The 18,338-nt window shown below is 67.3% G+C and carries 14 protein-coding genes; 7 read left to right on the forward strand and 7 right to left on the reverse strand.

Features of this window, described 5'->3' with window-relative positions:
• Positions 1 to 45 precede the first annotated feature (45 nt).
• Positions 46 to 3,573: a hybrid sensor histidine kinase/response regulator gene (locus tag AC13FN_RS13935; RefSeq protein ID WP_401740810.1), complete on the forward strand. Its 3,528-nt coding sequence runs from the start codon at positions 46 to 48 to the stop codon at positions 3,571 to 3,573.
• A gap of 517 nt (positions 3,574 to 4,090) precedes the next feature.
• On the opposite strand, the gene mdtD is transcribed toward AC13FN_RS13935, so the two are convergent.
• From mdtD to AC13FN_RS13960, 5 genes are all read right to left on the reverse strand, one after another.
• Positions 4,091 to 5,500 (reverse strand): multidrug transporter subunit MdtD, encoded by a 1,410-nt coding sequence (gene mdtD, locus AC13FN_RS13940; protein ID WP_010482759.1) that lies wholly within the window; start codon positions 5,498 to 5,500, stop codon positions 4,091 to 4,093.
• 92 nt (positions 5,501 to 5,592) lie between these two features.
• Positions 5,593 to 6,675 (reverse strand): uroporphyrinogen decarboxylase, encoded by a 1,083-nt coding sequence (gene hemE / locus AC13FN_RS13945; protein WP_480981976.1) that lies wholly within the window; start codon positions 6,673 to 6,675, stop codon positions 5,593 to 5,595.
• Between the two features lie 26 nt (positions 6,676 to 6,701).
• Positions 6,702 to 6,941: a WGR domain-containing protein gene (locus tag AC13FN_RS13950; RefSeq protein ID WP_054172327.1), complete on the reverse strand. Its 240-nt coding sequence runs from the start codon at positions 6,939 to 6,941 to the stop codon at positions 6,702 to 6,704.
• A gap of 120 nt (positions 6,942 to 7,061) precedes the next feature.
• Complete coding sequence (gene aroB, locus AC13FN_RS13955; RefSeq protein WP_482984950.1) at positions 7,062 to 8,174, reverse strand: 3-dehydroquinate synthase; 1,113 nt, start codon at positions 8,172 to 8,174, stop codon at positions 7,062 to 7,064.
• Positions 8,171 to 8,713 (reverse strand): shikimate kinase, encoded by a 543-nt coding sequence (locus AC13FN_RS13960; protein WP_049435248.1) that lies wholly within the window; start codon positions 8,711 to 8,713, stop codon positions 8,171 to 8,173. The genes aroB and AC13FN_RS13960 overlap by 4 nt, the downstream gene beginning before the upstream one ends.
• Positions 8,714 to 8,811: 98 nt before the next feature.
• Here AC13FN_RS13960 and AC13FN_RS13965 point away from each other — a divergent pair, with 98 nt between their 5' ends.
• On the forward strand, positions 8,812 to 9,015 hold the full coding sequence (locus tag AC13FN_RS13965; protein ID WP_049435250.1) for a dodecin family protein: 204 nt from the start codon (positions 8,812 to 8,814) through the stop codon (positions 9,013 to 9,015).
• 6 nt (positions 9,016 to 9,021) lie between these two features.
• Here AC13FN_RS13965 and AC13FN_RS13970 read toward each other — a convergent pair whose 3' ends face one another.
• Positions 9,022 to 9,849, reverse strand: coding sequence for a kinase (locus tag AC13FN_RS13970; protein WP_217013995.1), 828 nt, complete (start codon positions 9,847 to 9,849; stop codon positions 9,022 to 9,024).
• A gap of 40 nt (positions 9,850 to 9,889) precedes the next feature.
• Here AC13FN_RS13970 and pdxH point away from each other — a divergent pair, with 40 nt between their 5' ends.
• A complete protein-coding gene (gene pdxH, locus AC13FN_RS13975; protein ID WP_049435253.1) occupies positions 9,890 to 10,489 on the forward strand; it encodes a pyridoxamine 5'-phosphate oxidase in 600 nt (199 codons plus the stop codon).
• A 47-nt stretch (positions 10,490 to 10,536) separates the two neighbouring features.
• On the opposite strand, the gene prpR is transcribed toward pdxH, so the two are convergent.
• Complete coding sequence (gene prpR / locus AC13FN_RS13980) at positions 10,537 to 12,120, reverse strand: propionate catabolism operon regulatory protein PrpR (protein WP_482984949.1); 1,584 nt, start codon at positions 12,118 to 12,120, stop codon at positions 10,537 to 10,539.
• A gap of 154 nt (positions 12,121 to 12,274) precedes the next feature.
• Between prpR and prpB the strand changes: the two genes are divergently transcribed.
• The 4 genes from prpB to prpF all read left to right on the forward strand — a co-directional run bounded on the left by prpB (position 12,275) and on the right by prpF (position 18,307).
• Positions 12,275 to 13,168, forward strand: coding sequence for a methylisocitrate lyase (gene prpB, locus AC13FN_RS13985; protein WP_482984948.1), 894 nt, complete (start codon positions 12,275 to 12,277; stop codon positions 13,166 to 13,168).
• 36 nt (positions 13,169 to 13,204) lie between these two features.
• Positions 13,205 to 14,362, forward strand: coding sequence for a bifunctional 2-methylcitrate synthase/citrate synthase (gene prpC, locus AC13FN_RS13990; protein ID WP_010482770.1), 1,158 nt, complete (start codon positions 13,205 to 13,207; stop codon positions 14,360 to 14,362).
• 97 nt (positions 14,363 to 14,459) lie between these two features.
• On the forward strand, positions 14,460 to 17,078 hold the full coding sequence (gene acnD / locus AC13FN_RS13995) for a Fe/S-dependent 2-methylisocitrate dehydratase AcnD (RefSeq protein WP_482984947.1): 2,619 nt from the start codon (positions 14,460 to 14,462) through the stop codon (positions 17,076 to 17,078).
• 50 nt (positions 17,079 to 17,128) lie between these two features.
• Positions 17,129 to 18,307 carry a 2-methylaconitate cis-trans isomerase PrpF gene (gene prpF, locus AC13FN_RS14000; RefSeq protein WP_054172323.1) on the forward strand — a complete coding sequence of 393 codons (1,179 nt, stop codon included), beginning with the start codon at positions 17,129 to 17,131 and terminating at the stop codon, positions 18,305 to 18,307.
• Positions 18,308 to 18,338 lie beyond the last annotated feature (31 nt).

Consider the following 18,338-nt stretch of genomic DNA (forward strand, 5'->3'; position numbering starts at 1 on the left):
GCCCGTAGTGCGGGAATCATCAGAAGCAGCGTGAGGAGGCAATCGGTGGTGTATCTGCGGGCGGCGATGCTGCTGCTGGTCCTCCTGTGCTGCCTGTCGCCCGCTGCGGCGCAGCCGGTGCCACCGAGCCCGCGCCAGGTGACGGTGTTCGATGGCTTGCCGTCCAATACCGTGAACCGCATGGCCGAGGATCGTTACGGTTACCTCTGGATCGCCACCAACGACGGCCTGGCCCGCTATGACGGGCGCAACTACCGGATCTGGCGTTCGGAAGACGGCCTGCGCGACAACCGCATCTGGACGGTGCTGGTCGATGCCCGCAACCAGCTCTGGATCGGCACCGAGAACGCCGGTCTTGTACGGATGTCGGCCGATCGCCGCCAGCTGCATTTCTACGACCGCAGCAGCCAGCCGTTGATGGGCACCAACACGGTCTGGAGCCTGGCCACCACGCCGGATGGTTCGGTCTGGTTCGGCACCCACGAAGGTGGTCTGTACCGCCTGGACAACCAGGACCGGCTGCAGCGCTTCCTGCCCGAAGCGAACAACCCACGTAGCCTGCCGGCCGCATCGGTGCCGTACCTGGCAACCCTGGCCGATGGCAGCCTGTGGATCGGCACCAAGCATGGCGTCGCGCGCTGGACCGGCACGGACTTTGAACGGGTCGGTGCCGGCATCGTTCCCAGCCAGCTGATCAATGGCCTGACGGCCGAGCCCGATGGCAGCCTCTGGATCAGCACGATGGCCGGTGCCGTCGTGCGTCGCCCCGACGGTCGTTTCGAGGCGCCGTTCTGGAAGCTGCCCGAAGGCGAACAGGTGCTGGGCATGATGCTGCGCGACGAGCAGGGCGGGCACTGGCTGGACACCCGCACCGGCCTTGGCCGGGCGGTCGATGGCCAGTACCAGGCCGTGCCTCTGTACAGCGCCGTGGCGCGTGGTCCGGTGCGCCCGAACTGGACCGGCGCCTACGAGGATCGCGAGGGGGGTATCTGGCTGGCCAGCACCAACGCCGGCCTCTGGCACTTGCTGCCGCGTTGGTGGCAGTTCTCGGTGCTGTCGCGACTGGAGGACGACCCCCGCTCGCTGCGCAATGCTTTCGTGCTGGGTACCAGCCCGTCCAGCAACGGCGGCATCTGGACGGTCGGCAGCCACGGCGCGCTGGACCGCTTCGATCCGAAGACCGGCAGCATCGAACAGCACCGCACCTGGGTCAACGGCATGCACTGGCTGACCTCGGTGCGCGAGGATCGCCGCGGCCAGGTCTGGATCGGTTCCAACGACGCGCTGCTGCGCTATGACCCGAAGCGGCGTGATCTGCGCCGCTGGGGCCGGGACGCCGGCGCCGACGCGACCATGGAAGGGGTCATCGAATCGATGATGACCTGTGATGGTGACAGTCTCTGGCTGATGCTGTCGGCGGGTCTTCAGCAGCGCGATCTGGATGGGCGCCTGCGGCGCCAGCTGGACAATGGCCAGCGCGGATTGCAGCAGGGCCAGCTCAATCTCGACGTGGAATGCGGGCCTCAGGACCATATCTGGTTGGCCAGCAGCCGTGGCCTGCTGCAGTGGCTGCCGGAAAGCGAGCGTTTCCAGCCGGTGCCGGGTGCACCGGCGACCGCGATCCATGCTCTGCACGTGGGAAGCGATGGCCAGGTCTGGCTGTCCGAGGATGGTCGCCTGTCGCGCTACCGCTGGAGCCAGGGCCGGCTGGAGCGGCAGGCCGTGATCGGTGCCGAGCAGGGCTACCCGGCGATCTCCGCCTCGGGACTGGTGGTCGATGCCCAGGGGGTAGCGTGGGCAACCAGTGCGCGTGGCCTGGTGCGCATCGGTGCCGATGGCCAGAGCGTGCGCCTATATGGCGTGCACGACGGCCTGCCGAGTCAGGAATTCCGTGAGCACACGCTGGTGATGTCGGGAGACGGCCATCTGGTGGCGGGTACGCCGGCCGGTGTGGTGGTGTTCGACCCGGAGCAGGTGCGGCCCTCGATGCGGCGTGCGCCGCTGGTGATCGAGCGGGTGGAGGTGCGCCGCAACGAGCAGGTGCTGGACCTCACCCACGACACGCCGTTGCAGATCGCCGATGGCGACCGCGATCTGCGCATCGTCGCGCGCCTGCTGTCGTTCGCCGATTCGGCGTCCAATACCTATCGTTACCGGTTGGCTGGCTACGACCCGGACTGGGTGGAAGTGGGACCAGCCGGTGAGCGCCTGTTCTCGCGGCTGGCACCGGGCAGCTATCGGCTGGAAGTGCAGGCGCGGTCGGCCGACCATGTCTGGTCACGGGTGCAGAGCCTGGAGTTCCGCGTGCAGCCACCGTGGTGGCGCAGCTTGTCCGGCCTGCTGGTGCTGGCCTCGTTCGCGCTGCTGCTGACCAGCTGGTTCGCCTGGCTGTACCGTCGTCGCCTGCAGCGTCGCCACGCCTATCAGCTGGCGCTGCACAAGCAGGAGCTGGCCGAACAGGCGTCGGCGGCCAAGACCCGCTTCCTGGCCAACCTTGGCCATGAGATCCGCACGCCGATGACCGGTGTGCTGGGCATGAGCGAGCTGCTGCTGTCCTCGCCTCTGGATCCGCAGCAGCGCGGCTATACGCAATCGATCCGCCATGCCGGCGAGCACCTGCTGCACCTGGTCAACGATGCGCTGGACCTTGCGCGGATCGAATCGGGTCGTCTGGAATTGCAGCACAAGCCGTTCGCACTGAGCAGCCTGCTGCAGGACCTGACCGCGCTGATGGGGCCGTTGGCGGCGCAGAAGGGCCTGCGTTTCACCCTCGACAACCAGCTGCCCCCCGGCCTGCAGGCCACCGGCGATGCAATGCGGGTCCGGCAGATTCTGCTGAATCTGCTCTCGAATGCGGTCAAGTTCACCAGCCGCGGCACCATCACCCTGCACGCGCGCGGCGACGCCGAGCTGCGATCGCTGCATTTCGAAGTGCGCGACACCGGCCCCGGCATCAGCCAGGAACAACAGCAACGCCTGTTCCGCCGCTTCGAGCAGGCCGATGGTGCACGTACCGCGGCGCAGTACGGTGGCAGTGGCCTGGGCCTGGCGATCTGCCGCGAACTGGCGCACGCGATGCAGGGGCGGATCCAGGTGGAGAGCCAACTCGGTCGCGGCACCTGCTTCGGCGTGACGTTGCCGTTGCCGATGGTGGTCGATGCCAATGCCGAAGCAGATGGCGAAACGCACCGCGAGGACGCGGCCAACATGCCGCCATTGCGGGTACTGCTGGTGGAGGACGATGCGACCGTGGCCGACGTGGTGCGCGGGTTGCTGAGTGCGCGCGGGCACGAGGTCGTGCATGCGGGGCATGCGCTGGCGGCGCTGCGCGAGATCAGCGCCGGTGATTTCGACGTCGGCCTGCTGGATCTTGACCTGCCGGGCCTGAGTGGCTTCGAGCTGGCCCAGCACCTGCGCAACCAGGGCTATATGCTGCCGCTGCTTGCCGTGACCGCGCGGACCGATCCGGACCTGCAGCAGCAGGTGGAAGCGGCCGGCATCGGCGGTTTCCTGCGCAAGCCGGTGACCGGTGAGCTGCTGGTGGAAGCGATCGCCCGGGTGATGGGCAGGTAGGGGTTCGGCAGGGCCTGCGGCCCTGCACCCGCTACACGCAACGGCAACAGCTGAAGCAACAGCCGAAGCAAAAGCTGGCTTCCTGTGGGATGGCGGGGTGGATCCGGTTGTGGGAGACGCCGTAAACCCATCCATGGGGGCTTGGCCGCGGCATCCATGCCGCGGACACTCCCGCAACCGGACCCACCCCGCCTTCGACAGAATCCTGCGATCTGCAGTAGATCCACGCCATGCGTGGATGCGTTTCGATTTCAATTCGAAATATTCGATCTCGATGGAGATTCATCCATGCATGGCGTGGCTCTACAGGCCACCGGGAAACTGTCGAAGGCGGGGTGCCGTGGGTTTGCGGGGTGTGAGCCGCATGGATGCGGCGACCAAGCCCCCATGGACGGGTTCACGGCGGCCCCGCAAACCCACGGTACCCCGCCATCCCACGGAATTCTGCTTTGGCTGTTGCTTCAGCTGTTGCCGTTGCGTGTAGCGGGTGCAGGGCCGCAGGCCCTGCCGAACCCCCTTATTCCGCTACGTGCTCGACCTGCCGTGGCTCCGGCTTGGTATCGGGCAGCTGCCAGAAGATCATCGTCGAAGTCAGGGTGATCGCGCCCACGCACAGGAACGTCGCATGCAGCGCGGCGGTGGCGCTGTTGCTGTCCAGGTGGTTGCCGAACGCGGCCAGCAGGCTGCCCGCAGCGGCGGCACCGAAACCAGCGGCCAGCATCATCACCATCGACAGCAGGCTGTTGCCGGAACTGGCGAATTCGCGGTCCAGGTCGCGCAGGGTCACGGTGTTCATCACGGTGAACTGCAGGGAATTGACTGCGCCGAAGAACGCCAGCTGCAGCAGGCGCCAGGCCAGGTGCTGGCCCGGTGTCATCAGGATGAAGCTGGCCATCGCCAGGCCGACCAGCACGGTGTTGACCATCAGCACGCGGCGGTAGCCGTAGCGCTCGACCAGCTTTACCGCCAGCTTCTTCGACACCATGCCGGCCGCTGCCACCGGCACCATCATCAGGCCGGCGTTCATCGGGCCCAGGCCCAGGCCGACCTGCAGCAGCAGCGGGATCAGCATCGGCATGGCGCTGCTGCCGATGCGCGAGAACAGGTTGCCGAGGATACCGATGCGATAGCTGGGCACGCGGAACAGGGCCAGCGAGAACAAGGGGGCGGTGGAGTTGGCGGCGTGCAGCCAGTAGCCCACCAGCGCAGCCAGGCCGGCCACGGTCATCAGCATCACCAGCGCATGTGGCGTGCCGAGTCCAGAGATGCCGTCCAGCGCCAGTGACAGCACCACCATCGCGAAGGCCAGCATGATGTAGCCACGCAGGTCGAAGCGGGTGCGATGGCTGGCGTAGTGGTCGGGCATGATCTTCATCGCGGCGATGAAACCGATCACGCCGATCGGCAGGTTGATCAGGAACACCCAGTGCCACGAGGCGATCTCGACCAGCCAGCCGCCCAGCGTCGGACCGATCAACGGGCCGACCAGGGCCGGGATGGCGATGAAGCTCATCGCGCGCAGGAAATCCTCGCGCGGCACCGAACGCATCACCGCCAGGCGACCGACCGGCAGCAGCATCGCGCCACCGATACCCTGCAGCACGCGCGCACCGACCAGCTGGTGCAGGTGCTGGGCCAGCGCGCAGGCCAGCGAGCCGAGGGTGAACAGGATGATCGCCACCAGGAAGGTGCGGCGGGTGCCGTAGCGGTCAGCGATCCAGCCGGAGGCGGGAATGAAGGTAGCCACCGCCAGCGCATAGCTGAACACCACCGACTGCATCTGCAGCGGGCTTTCGCCCAGGCTGGCGGCCATCGCCGGCAACGCCGTGTTGACGATGGTCGAGTCCAGCATCTGCATGAAGATCGCCAACGAAACCAACCACAGCAGGGGGCGCTGGCGGTTGTAGGTCGATGGCGAGGTGGACATGGGGCGCGGCCGGTGCAGCGTGGGGGAGACCATGATCGCGCACTGCGGGTCACGGCGCGATCAACATCGCGCCGCAACCGTATGCCGAATGCTCAGCGCTGGCTGTGCGCGTGCACCGCGTCGACCAGCACCTGCACGTGGGCTGGATCCATGTCCGGCGACATGCCGTGGCCAAGATTGAACACATGGCCCTCGCGCGAACCACCGTTGCCCGCGGCATAGGTGTCGAGCACGCGTGCGGCAGCGGCGGCGATCGCATCCGGCGAGGCGTACAGCGTGGTCGGGTCGAGGTTGCCCTGCAGGGCAACTCGGCCACCGGTGCGGCGCATGGCCTCGTCCAGGTCCAGCGTCCAGTCCAGGCCCAGCGCATCGGCGCCGGTCTGCGACAGCGCTTCCAGGTGCAGGCCGGTGCCCTTGCCGAACAGGATCAGCGGCGTGCGCTCGCTGCCTTCGCCACGCTCCAGGCCCTCGGCAATGCGCCGCAGGTAACGCAGCGAGAACTCGCGGTACATCGACGGCGACAGCACGCCACCCCAGGTGTCGAACACCTGCAGCGCCTGCGCACCAGCCGCACGCTGCGCGCCGAGGTAGGCGATCACCGCTTCAGTGGTGACCTCCAGCAGGCGGTGCAGGGCCTGGGGGTGGTTCAGCGCCATCGCCTTGATGCGCGCAAAGTCCTTGCTGCCACCGCCTTCCACCATGTAGCAGGCCAGCGTCCACGGGCTGCCGGAGAAGCCGATCAACGGCACCTGGCCATCCAGTTCGCGGCGGATCAGGCGCACGGCGTCCATCACATAGCCCAGGTCCTGCTCCATGTCCGGCACCGCCAGCCTGGCGATGGCCGCTTCATCACGCACCGGGTGGCGGAACTTCGGGCCTTCGCCTTCGACGAAGTACAGCTCCAGACCCATCGCATCGGGGATGGTGAGGATGTCCGAGAACAGGATGGCCGCGTCCAGCGGGAAGCGGCGCAGCGGCTGCAGGGTGACTTCGCAGGCGATCTCCGGATTCTTGGCCATGGCCAGGAAGCTGCCGGCCTTGGCCCGGGTCGCGCGGTACTCCGGCAGGTAGCGGCCGGCCTGGCGCATCAGCCAGACGGGGGTGCAGTCCACCGGTTCGCGGCGCAGGGCGCGCAGCAGGCGATCATTGCGGAGAGGGCTGGTCACGATGGGCATTCCTTGGACGAAAGTTGGCAGCGGCGTCAGTCGCCGTGCGAAAGGATCTGGAAGCCGCGATGCAGTTCGGCATCGCGGGCCTTCTCGAAAGCATGGCGGGCTTCGTCGGCCTGCAGGAACAGCTCGCGCCGCAGCTGCGAGCGGGCACTGACGCGGCCGCTCTCGCGCAGCAGTTCCCAGCCGCCGAACAGGTCCGGGACCAGCGTCAGGCGCAGGAAGCGCGGTGCCTGCGCACCGGCGTCGGGATGTTGCAGGTAGACGTGCATGGCGCCGATTGTATCGCCCCGGGGCGGCACGGACCTGTAGAGCCGAGCCCGCGCTCGGCTGCGCTTCATGCCGCGGCACAATCCGTCAGCGCCGGGCCATGCCCGGCGAACGCGGAAAGGTCAGCCCGCGCCCAACACCTTCAGCACCGCCGCTTCATCCACGTCCGGCACCACTTCGGCGCGGCCCATGCCGCGCCACAGCACCAGGCGCAGGCGGCCGGCCACGTTCTTCTTGTCCAGCCGCATACGGCCAAGCAGGGCCTGCGGGTCCAGCCCGGCCGGGATCGCCACCGGCAGGCCGAGGCGTTCCAGAAGCGACTGCAGGCGCGCGCGGTCGGCATCCTCGGCCAGGCCCAGGTGGGTGGACAGCTTCGCCGCCAGCACCATGCCCACCGCCACGGCCTCGCCGTGGTTCAGCGCATCGCGGCCCGGGGCCGAGTAGCCCTGTTCGGTCTCGATGGCATGGCCGAAGGTGTGGCCCAGATTGAGCAGGGCACGCTCGCCCTTCTCGAACGCATCGCGCTCGACGATGGCGGCTTTGTGCCGGCAGCTGCGTGCAATTGCCTCGGCCAGCACCGCATCCTCGCCGTCCAGCAGCGCATCGGCGTGCTGCTGCAGCCATTCGAAGAACACCGCATCGCCCAGCGCGCCGTACTTCACCACTTCGGCCAGGCCGGCGCGCAGCTCGCGCGGCGGCAGGGTGGCCAGCACGCGGGTATCGGCAATGACCGCACGCGGCGGATGGAAGGCGCCGACCAGGTTCTTGCCGGCCGGAATGTCGACCGCGGTCTTGCCGCCCACCGACGAATCGACCATCGCCAACAGGGTGGTCGGCAGCTGCACGCAGTCCACGCCGCGCATCCAGCAGGCGGCTGCAAAACCGGCGAGATCACCGACCACGCCACCGCCGAGGGCGAACACACAGGCGTCGCGGGTGGCGCCGAGCGCGGCCAGTGCTTCGATCGCACGGCCGAACTCGGCCAGGGTCTTGGAGGCTTCGCCCGCGGCCAGCACATGCTCGCCGACGATCAGGTCGGGGCGTGCAGCCAACAGCGTCTGCTTCACGGCGTCCAGATAGCGTGGGGCCACTTCGCTGTCGCTGAGCAGCAGCACGTGGCGGCCGCGAACATGCGAGGCCAGCGCGGCGCCGTCGGCCTGGGCACCGGCGCCGATGGTGATGGAGTAAGGGCGGTCGCCGCCAACGGCGACCTGCAGCAGGGCGGGGGAAGTCATGCGGTCAGGTCCTGGCGCTGCCATTGCGTAGCCAGCTTGACCACCAGGTGGGCGGTCGCGTCGGCAGCGGTATACGGGTCGGTATCGAGGGTGAGGTCGGCCAGTTCGCGGTACAGCGGGTCGCGGTGTGCGGCCAGATCGTGCAGCACCTGCTCGCGGTCCGGGCGCTGCAGCAGCGGCCGGCCCTTGTCGCGGGCCAGGCGTTCAAGCTGCGCGGCCACGCTGACCCGCAGGTAGACCACGAAGCCACGCTCGGCGATCAGTGCACGGTTTTCGGGATCCAGCACCGCGCCGCCACCGGTGGAGACCAGCTGGCCGCGGCCTCCCAGCACGCGGGCCAGAGCCTCGCGTTCATGGCTGCGGAAGCCGGCTTCGCCGGAGTGCTCGAAGATGGTCGGGATGCTGGCGCCGGCGGCATCGACGATGGCCTGGTCGACATCGACGAAGTCCAGCGTGAAGCGCTCGGCCAGGCGGCGGCCGATGCAGGTTTTGCCGGCGCCCATCGGGCCGATCAGGATCAGGTTCGGAGCAGGATTCATGCCCTCTGATGCTAACACCTCCGTGCCCTGGCCTTTACGTTCTTCACGTCAGGGTAGGCGTTCCTGCGGGGTCTCCCGCGCCAGCCGGAGTACAGGCCATGACGGTCGCCAAGGTCATCGAAATTACCGCCTCCTCGCCGAAAAGCGTGGAGGACGCCGTGCGCAGCGGGCTGAAGAAGGTCTCCGGGACGGTCAAGGGCATCCAGGGCGCCTGGGTGAACGAGACCAAGGTGGTCACCAATGGCAGTGGCGAGATCACCGAATGGCGGGTCAACCTGCGGGTGACCTTCCTGGTGGAATAGGCGCGCTCAGCGCACGTCCTGCACCTGTCGCTGGCCGTCCAGCACCACCACGTGGTCGGCCAGGGCGGGCAGGGCACGCAGCGCCTGGCGGCTGACCCGCTCGTAGTACTGCACGAAGCGCTCCAGTTGTGGCCGGCTCATGCCGTGCCGGCCCGGCTGCGCGGCCTGCAGGTTCTGCTCCTGCTGCCAGCGCCAGCGTGGTACCACTGAAAAATCCGGCGGCTGCAGGAACCACAGGCGGTCGCAGCGCTGCCAGAGCGCGGGGTAGTCGCGGGCCAGCGCCTGGTTGCACCAGCGACGCCAGCGGCCGTCGGCGTCGGCTTCGCGTTCCAGCGCGTTCAGTGGGCTGTCCAGTGCGTCGTCGTTCTGAGCGGGCGTGCCCAGGAACCAGCCTTCGAACACCAGCAGGTCGAGGGGCTGCTCGATACGTGGCCATTGCGCTTCGGGTAGTCGTTCGTCGGCCAGCTTGTCGAAGCGGGGCAATGCGAAGGGCTGGCGCGCGGCCACGGCGTCCAATACCGCATGGGCCAGCGGCAGGTCGTGAGTGCCCGGCGGGCCGCGGGTGATCAGCAGCGGGTGCACCTGGCGGGCCAGTCGCTGGCGCTGCACGCGGGTCAGGTAGACATCATCGATCGACAGCGTCGCCGCGTTCAGGCCGCGTGCCTGTGCACGTGCCACCACCTGCGCGGCCAGCGTCGATTTGCCGCTCCCCTGCAGGCCGCTGATCGCCAATACTGGAACTGCTGCGCCGCTGCCCAGTGCATCGTCCAGCACCTGTTCGGCCAATGTTTCGGGGAATCCTTTCACCTGGGGCATATACGCAGCAGCGGCCATGCAGCCACAATAGCCCAATCCGTGTGAGAAGAACGCAATCATGAGCGACCTGTACGCCGAAGCCCTGTCCACGTTTGCCGGCCTGTTCGAAGAGGCCAAACAGAGCCGCGAGGTCGAGCCGAACGCGATGACCGTGGCCACTGCCGATACGCACGGCCGTCCCTCGGCACGTACCGTGCTGCTGAAGGCGTTCGATGAGCGTGGCTTTGTCTTCTACACCCACCTGGACAGCCACAAGGGCCAGGAACTCCATGCCAACCCGCAGGCCGCGCTGCTGTTCCTGTGGCGCAGCCTGCGCGAAGCCGGCATCCAGGTGCGCATTGAAGGCCGTGTGGAGCAGGTTGCCGATGCCGAGGCCGACGCCTATTTCGCCAGCCGCCCACGCATGAGCCAGATCGGCGCCTGGGCCTCGCAGCAGTCGAAGACGCTGGCAACGCGTGAAGAGTTCGATGCGCGCGTTGCCGGGATCGAAGCCCGCTTCGAGGGCAAGGACGTGCCGCGTCCTGAAGGCTGGAGCGGCCTGCGCGTGGTGCCTGACCGCATCGAGTTCTGGTACGGCGCGCAGTTCCGCCTGCACGAACGCTGGTGCTATGAAGCCGGTGCCGAAGGCCGCTGGAGCAAGCGCCTGTTGTACCCGTAAGTCGGGGTGGTGCTGGGGTTGCTGTAGAGCCGAGCCCATGCTCGGCTCTACAGACCCTCCGCGCGCAGCCAGCGCCACAGTGTGGTGCGTGATACGCCCAGCGCCTGTGCCATGCCCTCGCGGTCATTGCGATGTTCCTGCAGCAATGCTTCCAGCTGCGCACGCGGCGGGCGTTTGCCGTTGCTTTCCAGCGGCAGTGCCGTCGCGCCTTCGCTTGTCAGCTCGGGCGCAAGCTGCAGCAGTCGCGAAGCATCAATAGGCCCTTCAGCCGGCTGCCAGTGGATGCGCAGGCGATCCACCAGATTGCGTAGTTCGCGCACGTTGCCGGGCCACTCGGCGGTGGTCAACATTGCCATCGCAGCTTCGTCCAGTGGCGCGTCGATGCCGCGCAGCTGGCGGAAGAAGTGCTGTGCCAGCAGCGGAATGTCCCCGCGCCGGGCACGCAGCGAGGGCAGGGCGATGCGCAGCGCGGCCAGGCGGTAATACAGATCGCGGCGGAAGCTCCCGGTCGCCGCGCGCTGCTCCAGCGATTGCAGGGTGGCGGCCACCACGCGCAGGTCGACCGGAGTCGGTTCGGTTGCGCCCACGCGCAGCACTTCGCGCTCTTCCAGCACGCGCAGCAGGCGGGTCTGCAGCGGCAGCGGCAGTTCGCCGATCTCATCCAGGAACAAGGTGCCGCCATCTGCGGCCTCGACCAGGCCGACGCGGCCGCCGCGCCGCGCGCCGGTGAAGGCGCCATCGCTGTAGCCGAACAGCTCCGCCTCCAGCAGCGATTCGCTGATGGCGCCACAGTTCAGCGCGACGAAACGCCCACGACGACCGCTGGCGGCGTGCAGCTGGCGTGCCACCAGTTCCTTGCCGGTGCCGGTTTCGCCACTGACCAGCACGGTGCTGTCGTGCGGTGCATAAAGCGCGATCTGTGCGCGTACCTGTGCCATCGCATCGCTGTCGCCGAGCAGTTCATGCGCGTCGGCCCGTGCTGCCGGGCGCCGGCGTGGGGTGGATCGGTTGCCACTGGAGCGGGCCAGCGTCTGGGTCAGTTCCAGCGCATGCTCGAACGCCTGCCGCACCGAGTCGGCCGAGTACAGCAGCACGCCGGGCAGGCCGGCCTGTTCGGCGTGATCGATGGCCATGCCGGTGCCGACGATCACTTCGATGCCATTGGCGCGCAGGTCAGCGATGCAGTCGCGGGCGTCCTCGCGGGTGACGAAACGGCGATGCTCGATATCCAGGCCGAAACTCTGCTGGAAGTTGCTGAACACCGGTACGTCGCTGGCGTGGGTGACCAGGCCGATGCGGCTGGCGATCCGTCGTGCCCGGGCCAGCGCTTCCATCAGGTCGAAGCCGTTGGCTTGGATCGGCACCAGCGGCAGCTCCAGCCGGCCGCGCAGCCAGGCCGCGTTGGAGCCGCCTGCGATGACCACGTCGCAGTGCTCGCGGCGCAGGCGCTGGCCGATCACGTCCACGGCTTCCTCGAAACCGAGGTTGATCTGTTCGATGCGCGCGCGGCGGTCGAACTCCGGAATGACGTCGCCGAGCAGACCGGTCAGCCGCGAAACGCTGACGGTCCAGATCACCGGGCGACCGGGGTCGGCGTCGGCGTGGCGCAGGGGCGAGCGGGGCAGATACATGGCGGCGTGCGTGGGACGGGGTGTTTCATGATACATCTGTTTCAATGTTTCATTTGTTTCACCGCTGCATGGCAGTCATGCCCGTGAAATCAACGGCTTGCAGCTTGGCATGGTGCTTGCGCTTTCTTTTCCGTACTTCAACCTGGATTGCCGCATGACCGCTTCCACTCCTTTCTCTGCCGGTGCCCGCTTCCGTGAGGCGCTGGCTGCCGAATCGCCGTTGCAGGTGATCGGCGCGATCAACGCCAACCACGCTCTGCTGGCCAAGCGCGCCGGTTTCCGTGCCATCTACCTGTCCGGTGGCGGTGTGGCCGCCGGCTCGCTGGGCCTGCCTGACCTGGGCATCAATACCCTGGAAGACGTGCTGGTGGACGTGCGCCGCATCACCGATGTCTGCGACCTGCCGCTGATGGTCGACATCGATACCGGCTTCGGCCCGAGCGCGTTCAACATCGCGCGCACCGTGAAGTCGCTGATCAAGGCCGGCGCGGCCGCCTGCCACATCGAGGACCAGGTTGGCGCCAAGCGCTGCGGTCACCGTCCGGGCAAGGAGATCGTCTCGCAGGGTGAAATGGTCGACCGCGTGAAGGCGGCTGCCGATGCCAAGACCGATCCGGAATTCTTCCTGATCGCGCGCACCGACGCCATCCAGGTGGACGGCGTGGACAAGGCCATCGAGCGCGCCATCGCCTGCGTCGAGGCCGGTGCCGATGGCATCTTTGCCGAGGCCGCCTACGACCTGGAGACCTACTGCCGCTTCGTCGACGCGGTGAAGGTGCCGGTGCTGGCCAACATCACCGAGTTCGGCGCCACCCCGCTGTTCAGTCGCGATGAACTGGCGTCGGCCGGTGTTGCCATCCAGCTTTTCCCGCTGTCGGCTTTCCGCGCCGCCAACAAGGCCGCCCAGAACGTCTACCAGGCGGTGCGCCGCGATGGTCATCAGCGCAATGTGGTGGAGACCATGCAGACCCGCGAAGAACTCTACGACCGCATCGGCTACCACGCGTTCGAGCAGCAGCTCGATGCACTGTTCGCCGCCAAGAAATAAGCAGTACCCTGCACCATCAAGTTTTCGGAGGGAAACATGAACGATACGACCGCAACCCCGACCTTCAAGCCGAAGAAGTCCGTCGCCCTGTCCGGCACCGCTGCCGGCAACACCGCGCTGTGCAGCGTGGGCCGTAGTGGCAACGACCTGCACTACCGTGGCTACGACATCCTGGACCTAGCCAACACCAGCGAGTTCGAGGAAATCGCCTACCTGCTGGTGCACGGCAAGCTGCCGACCCGCGCAGAGCTGGTCTCGTACAAGGCCAAGCTGAAGTCGCTGCGTGGCATCCCGGCGGCGGTGAAGGCGGCGCTGGAAGAACTGCCGCCGTCGGCACACCCGATGGACGTGATGCGCACCGGCGTGTCCGTGCTCGGCTGCGTGGCGCCGGAGAAGGACGATCACAACCATCCGGGCGCACGTGACATCGCCGACAAGCTGATGGCCTGCCTCGGTTCGATGCTGCTGTACTGGTACCACTGGAGCCACAACGGCCGCGCCATCGACGTGGAAACCGACGATGACTCGATCGGTGGCCACTTCCTGCACCTGCTGCACGGCGAGAAGCCGCAGGAATCGTGGGTGAAGGCGATGCACACCTCGCTGATCCTGTACGCGGAACACGAGTTCAACGCCTCGACCTTCACGTGTCGCGTCATCGCCGGTACCGGCAGCGACATGTACAGCGCGATCTGCGGTGGCATTGGTGCCCTGCGCGGCCCGAAGCACGGCGGCGCCAACGAAGTGGCGTTCGAAGTGCAGAAGCGCTACGACACCCCCGATGAGGCCGAGGAAGACATCAAGGCCCGCGTCGAGCGCAAGGAAGTGGTGATTGGTTTCGGCCACCCGGTCTACACCGTCTCCGATCCGCGCAACAAGGTGATCAAGGACGTGGCCCGCGAGCTGTCGGAAGAACAGTCCAGCATGAAGATGTACGACATCGCCGAGCGCCTGGAATCGGTGATGTGGGACATCAAGAAGATGTTCCCGAACCTGGACTGGTTCAGCGCCGTCAGCTACCACATGATGGGCGTGCCGACCGCCATGTTCACCCCGCTGTTCGTGATCGCCCGCACCGCCGGCTGGAGCGCGCACATCGTCGAGCAGCGCATCGACGGCAAGATCATCCGTCCGAGCGCCAACTACATCGGTCCGGAAGACCGCGACTTCGTCGCCATCGACAAGCGCGTCTGATCCACCTGCTGTACCCATCCGGCCGGCCGCGTGCCGGCCGGGTGCTTTCGCCGCCGCACCGCCGGCACCCGGCCCGCCTCAAGCATTCCGCCAGCCCATGAATACCGATTACCGCAAGAACCTCCCCGGCAGCGCGCTGGATTATTTCGACGCGCGCGCCGCTGTCGATGCGATCCAGCCCGGCGCCTACGCCACCCTGCCGTACACCTCGCGCGTGCTGGCCGAGAACCTGGTGCGCCGCTGCGACCCGGCCACGCTCAGCGATTCGCTGAAGCAGCTGATCGAGCGCCGTCGCGACCTCGACTTCCCGTGGTTCCCGGCGCGCGTGGTCTGCCACGACATCCTCGGCCAGACCGCGCTGGTGGACCTGGCCGGCCTGCGTGATGCGATCGCCGACAAGGGCGGCGACCCGGCCAAGGTGAATCCGGTGGTGCCGGTGCAGCTGATCGTCGATCACTCGCTGGCGGTGGAGTGCGGTGGTTTCGATCCGCAGGCGTTCGAGAAGAACCGCGCCATCGAGGACCGCCGCAACGAAGACCGTTTCCACTTCATCGACTGGACCAAGCTGGCCTTCGAGAACGTGGACGTGATTCCGCCGGGCAACGGCATCATGCACCAGATCAACCTGGAGAAGATGTCGCCGGTGGTCTACGTGCAGGACGGCGTGGCCTTCCCGGATACCTGCGTGGGCACCGACAGCCACACCCCGCACGTGGACGCGCTGGGCGTGATCGCGATTGGTGTTGGCGGCCTGGAAGCGGAGAACGTGATGCTGGGCCGTGCGTCGTGGATGCGGCTGCCGGATATCATCGGTGTCGAGTTGACCGGCAAGCCGCAGCCGGGCATCACCGCAACTGACGTGGTACTGGCGTTGACCGAGTTCCTGCGCAAGGAGCGCGTGGTCGGTGCATATCTTGAGTTCTTCGGCGAGGGTGCTGCGGCACTGACCATCGGTGACCGCGCCACCATCTCCAACATGTGCCCCGAATACGGTGCCACCGCCGCGATGTTCTACATCGACGGGCAGACCATCGATTACCTGCGCCTGACCGGCCGTGAGGATTCGCAGGTGGCGCTGGTGGAGAACTACGCACGCACCACCGGCCTGTGGGCCGACGATCTGGCGACCGCGCAGTACGAGCGCGTGCTGCGCTTCGACCTGTCCAGCGTGGTGCGCAACATGGCGGGCCCGTCCAACCCGCACAAGCGCGTGGCCACCGCCGAGCTGGCCGAGCGTGGCATTGCTGATGAAGCCAAGCTGGAAGCCGGCAAGGCCGAGCAGGCGCAGGGCCTGATGCCCGATGGCGCGGTGATCATCGCCGCCATCACCAGCTGCACCAACACCTCCAACCCGCGCAACGTGATCGCAGCCGCGCTGCTGGCGCGCAACGCCAACGCGCGTGGCCTGCAGCGCAAGCCGTGGGTGAAGTCGTCGCTGGCGCCGGGCTCGAAGGCGGTGCAGCTGTACCTGGAAGAGTCCGGCCTGCTGCCGGACCTGGAGCAGCTCGGTTTCGGCATCGTCGCCTTCGCCTGCACGACCTGCAATGGCATGAGCGGCGCGCTGGACCCGAAGATCCAGCAGGAAATCATCGACCGTGACCTGTACGCCACGGCCGTGCTGTCGGGCAACCGCAACTTCGATGGCCGCATCCATCCATACGCCAAGCAGGCCTTCCTGGCCTCGCCGCCGCTGGTGATCGCCTATGCCATCGCCGGCACCGTCCGCTTCGATATCGAAAAGGACGTGCTGGGCGTTGACGCCGATGGCAACGAGGTGCGGCTGAAGGACATCTGGCCGAGCGACGCCGAGATCGACGCCGTGGTCAAGGCTTCGGTGAAGCCTGAACAGTTCCGCAAGGTCTACAACCCGATGTTCAACGTGCGCGTGGAGAACGGCGCCGCGGTCAGCCCGCTGTACGACTGGCGCCCGCAGAGCACCTACATCCGCCGCCCGCCGTACTGGGAGGGTGCACTGGCCGGTGAGCGCACGCTGGCAGGGATGCGCGCGCTGGCGGTGCTGCCGGACAACATCACCACCGACCACCTGTCGCCGTCCAACGCGATCCTGGCCTCCAGCGCCGCCGGCGAATACCTGGCGAAGATGGGCCTGCCGGAAGAAGACTTCAATTCCTACGCCACCCACCGCGGCGACCACCTGACCGCGCAGCGCGCCACCTTCGCCAATCCGAAGCTGTTCAACGAGATGGTGCGCAACGACGATGGCAGCGTGAAGCAGGGCTCGCTGGCGCGCGTGGAGCCGGAAGGCAAGGTGATGCGCATGTGGGAAGCGATCGAGACCTACATGGACCGCAAGCAGCCGCTGATCATCATCGCCGGCGCCGACTACGGCCAGGGCAGCTCGCGTGACTGGGCCGCCAAGGGTGTGCGCCTGGCGGGCGTGGAAGCGATCGTGGCCGAGGGCTTCGAACGCATCCACCGTACCAACCTGATCGGCATGGGCGTGCTGCCGCTGGAGTTCAAGCCGGGCACCACCCGCCTGACCCTGGGCATCGACGGCACGGAGACCTTTGACGTGATCGGCGAGCGTACCCCGCGTGCCGAACTGACCCTGGTCATCCACCGCCGCGACGGCCAGGACGTGATCGTGCCGGTCACCTGCCGCCTGGACAGCGACGAGGAAGTAGCCATCTACGAGGCCGGCGGCGTGCTGCAGCGCTTCGCACAGGACTTCCTGGAAGGCGCCAAGGTAGCGTGACGCAACCGACGGCCCGGCAACGGGCCGTCTTTCATTGCAAGGGATCTTTCATGGCATTTCTCCCCCAACTCCGCATTCCCGCCACCTACATGCGCGGTGGCACCAGCAAGGGCGTGTTCTTCCGCCTGCAGGACCTGCCCGAAGCCGCGCAGGTGCCGGGTCCCGCGCGCGATGCGCTGCTGATGCGCGTGATCGGCTCGCCCGATCCGTATGGCAAGCAGACCGACGGCATGGGCGGCGCCACCTCCAGCACAAGCAAGTGCGTGATCATCTCCACCGCCTCGGTGCCGGACCACGACGTGGACTATCTGTACGGCCAGGTCTCGATCGACACCGCCTTCGTTGATTGGAGCGGCAACTGCGGCAACCTCAGCACCGCGGTCGGCCCGTTCGCGATTGCCAATGGCCTGATCGATCCCGCCCGCGTGCCGCGCGATGGCCTGTGCACCGTGCGCATCTGGCAGGCCAACATCGGCAAGACCATCATCGCCCACGTGCCGATGCGCGACGGCGAAGTGCAGGAGATCGGCGATTTCGAACTGGACGGCGTGACCTTCCCGGCGGCCGAGATCCAGCTCGAATTCATCGATCCGTCCGATGATGGCGACGCGGGTGCGATGTTCCCGACTGGCAATCTGGTAGACACCCTGGAGGTGCCGGGCGTGGGCAGCTTCGAGGTGACCATGATCACCGCCGGCATCCCGACGATCTTCCTCAACGCCGCCGACCTGGGCTACACCGGTACCGAGCTGCAGCCGGCGATCAACGAGGACAAGGGAGCGCTGGAGCGCTTTGAGAAGATCCGCGCCTACGGCGCCTTGCGCATGGGTCTGATCAGGAACCTGGAAGACGCGGCGACCCGCCAGCACACGCCGAAGGTGGCCTTCGTGGCACCGGCGCAGGACTACGTGTCGTCCAGCGGCAAGGCGATCCCGGCGTCGGCCATCGACCTGCACGCGCGTGCGTTGTCGATGGGCAAGCTGCACCACGCGATGATGGGTACCGCGGCGGTGGCGATCGGTACCGCCGCGGCAATCCCGGGCACGCTCGTCAATCGCGCCGCCGGTGGCGGCGAACGTGAGGCGGTGACCTTCGGCCATCCCTCGGGCACGTTGCGCGTGGGTGCGCAGGCTGGTCTCGTTGACGGCCAGTGGACAGTGACCAAGGCCATCATGAGCCGCAGCGCCCGTGTGCTGATGGAAGGCAAGGTGCGGGTGCCGGCCGAATGATGTACTGGTAAACGCCAACCAGGGTTGGCGA

The organism is Stenotrophomonas sp. 115C5 (assembly GCF_056861055.1).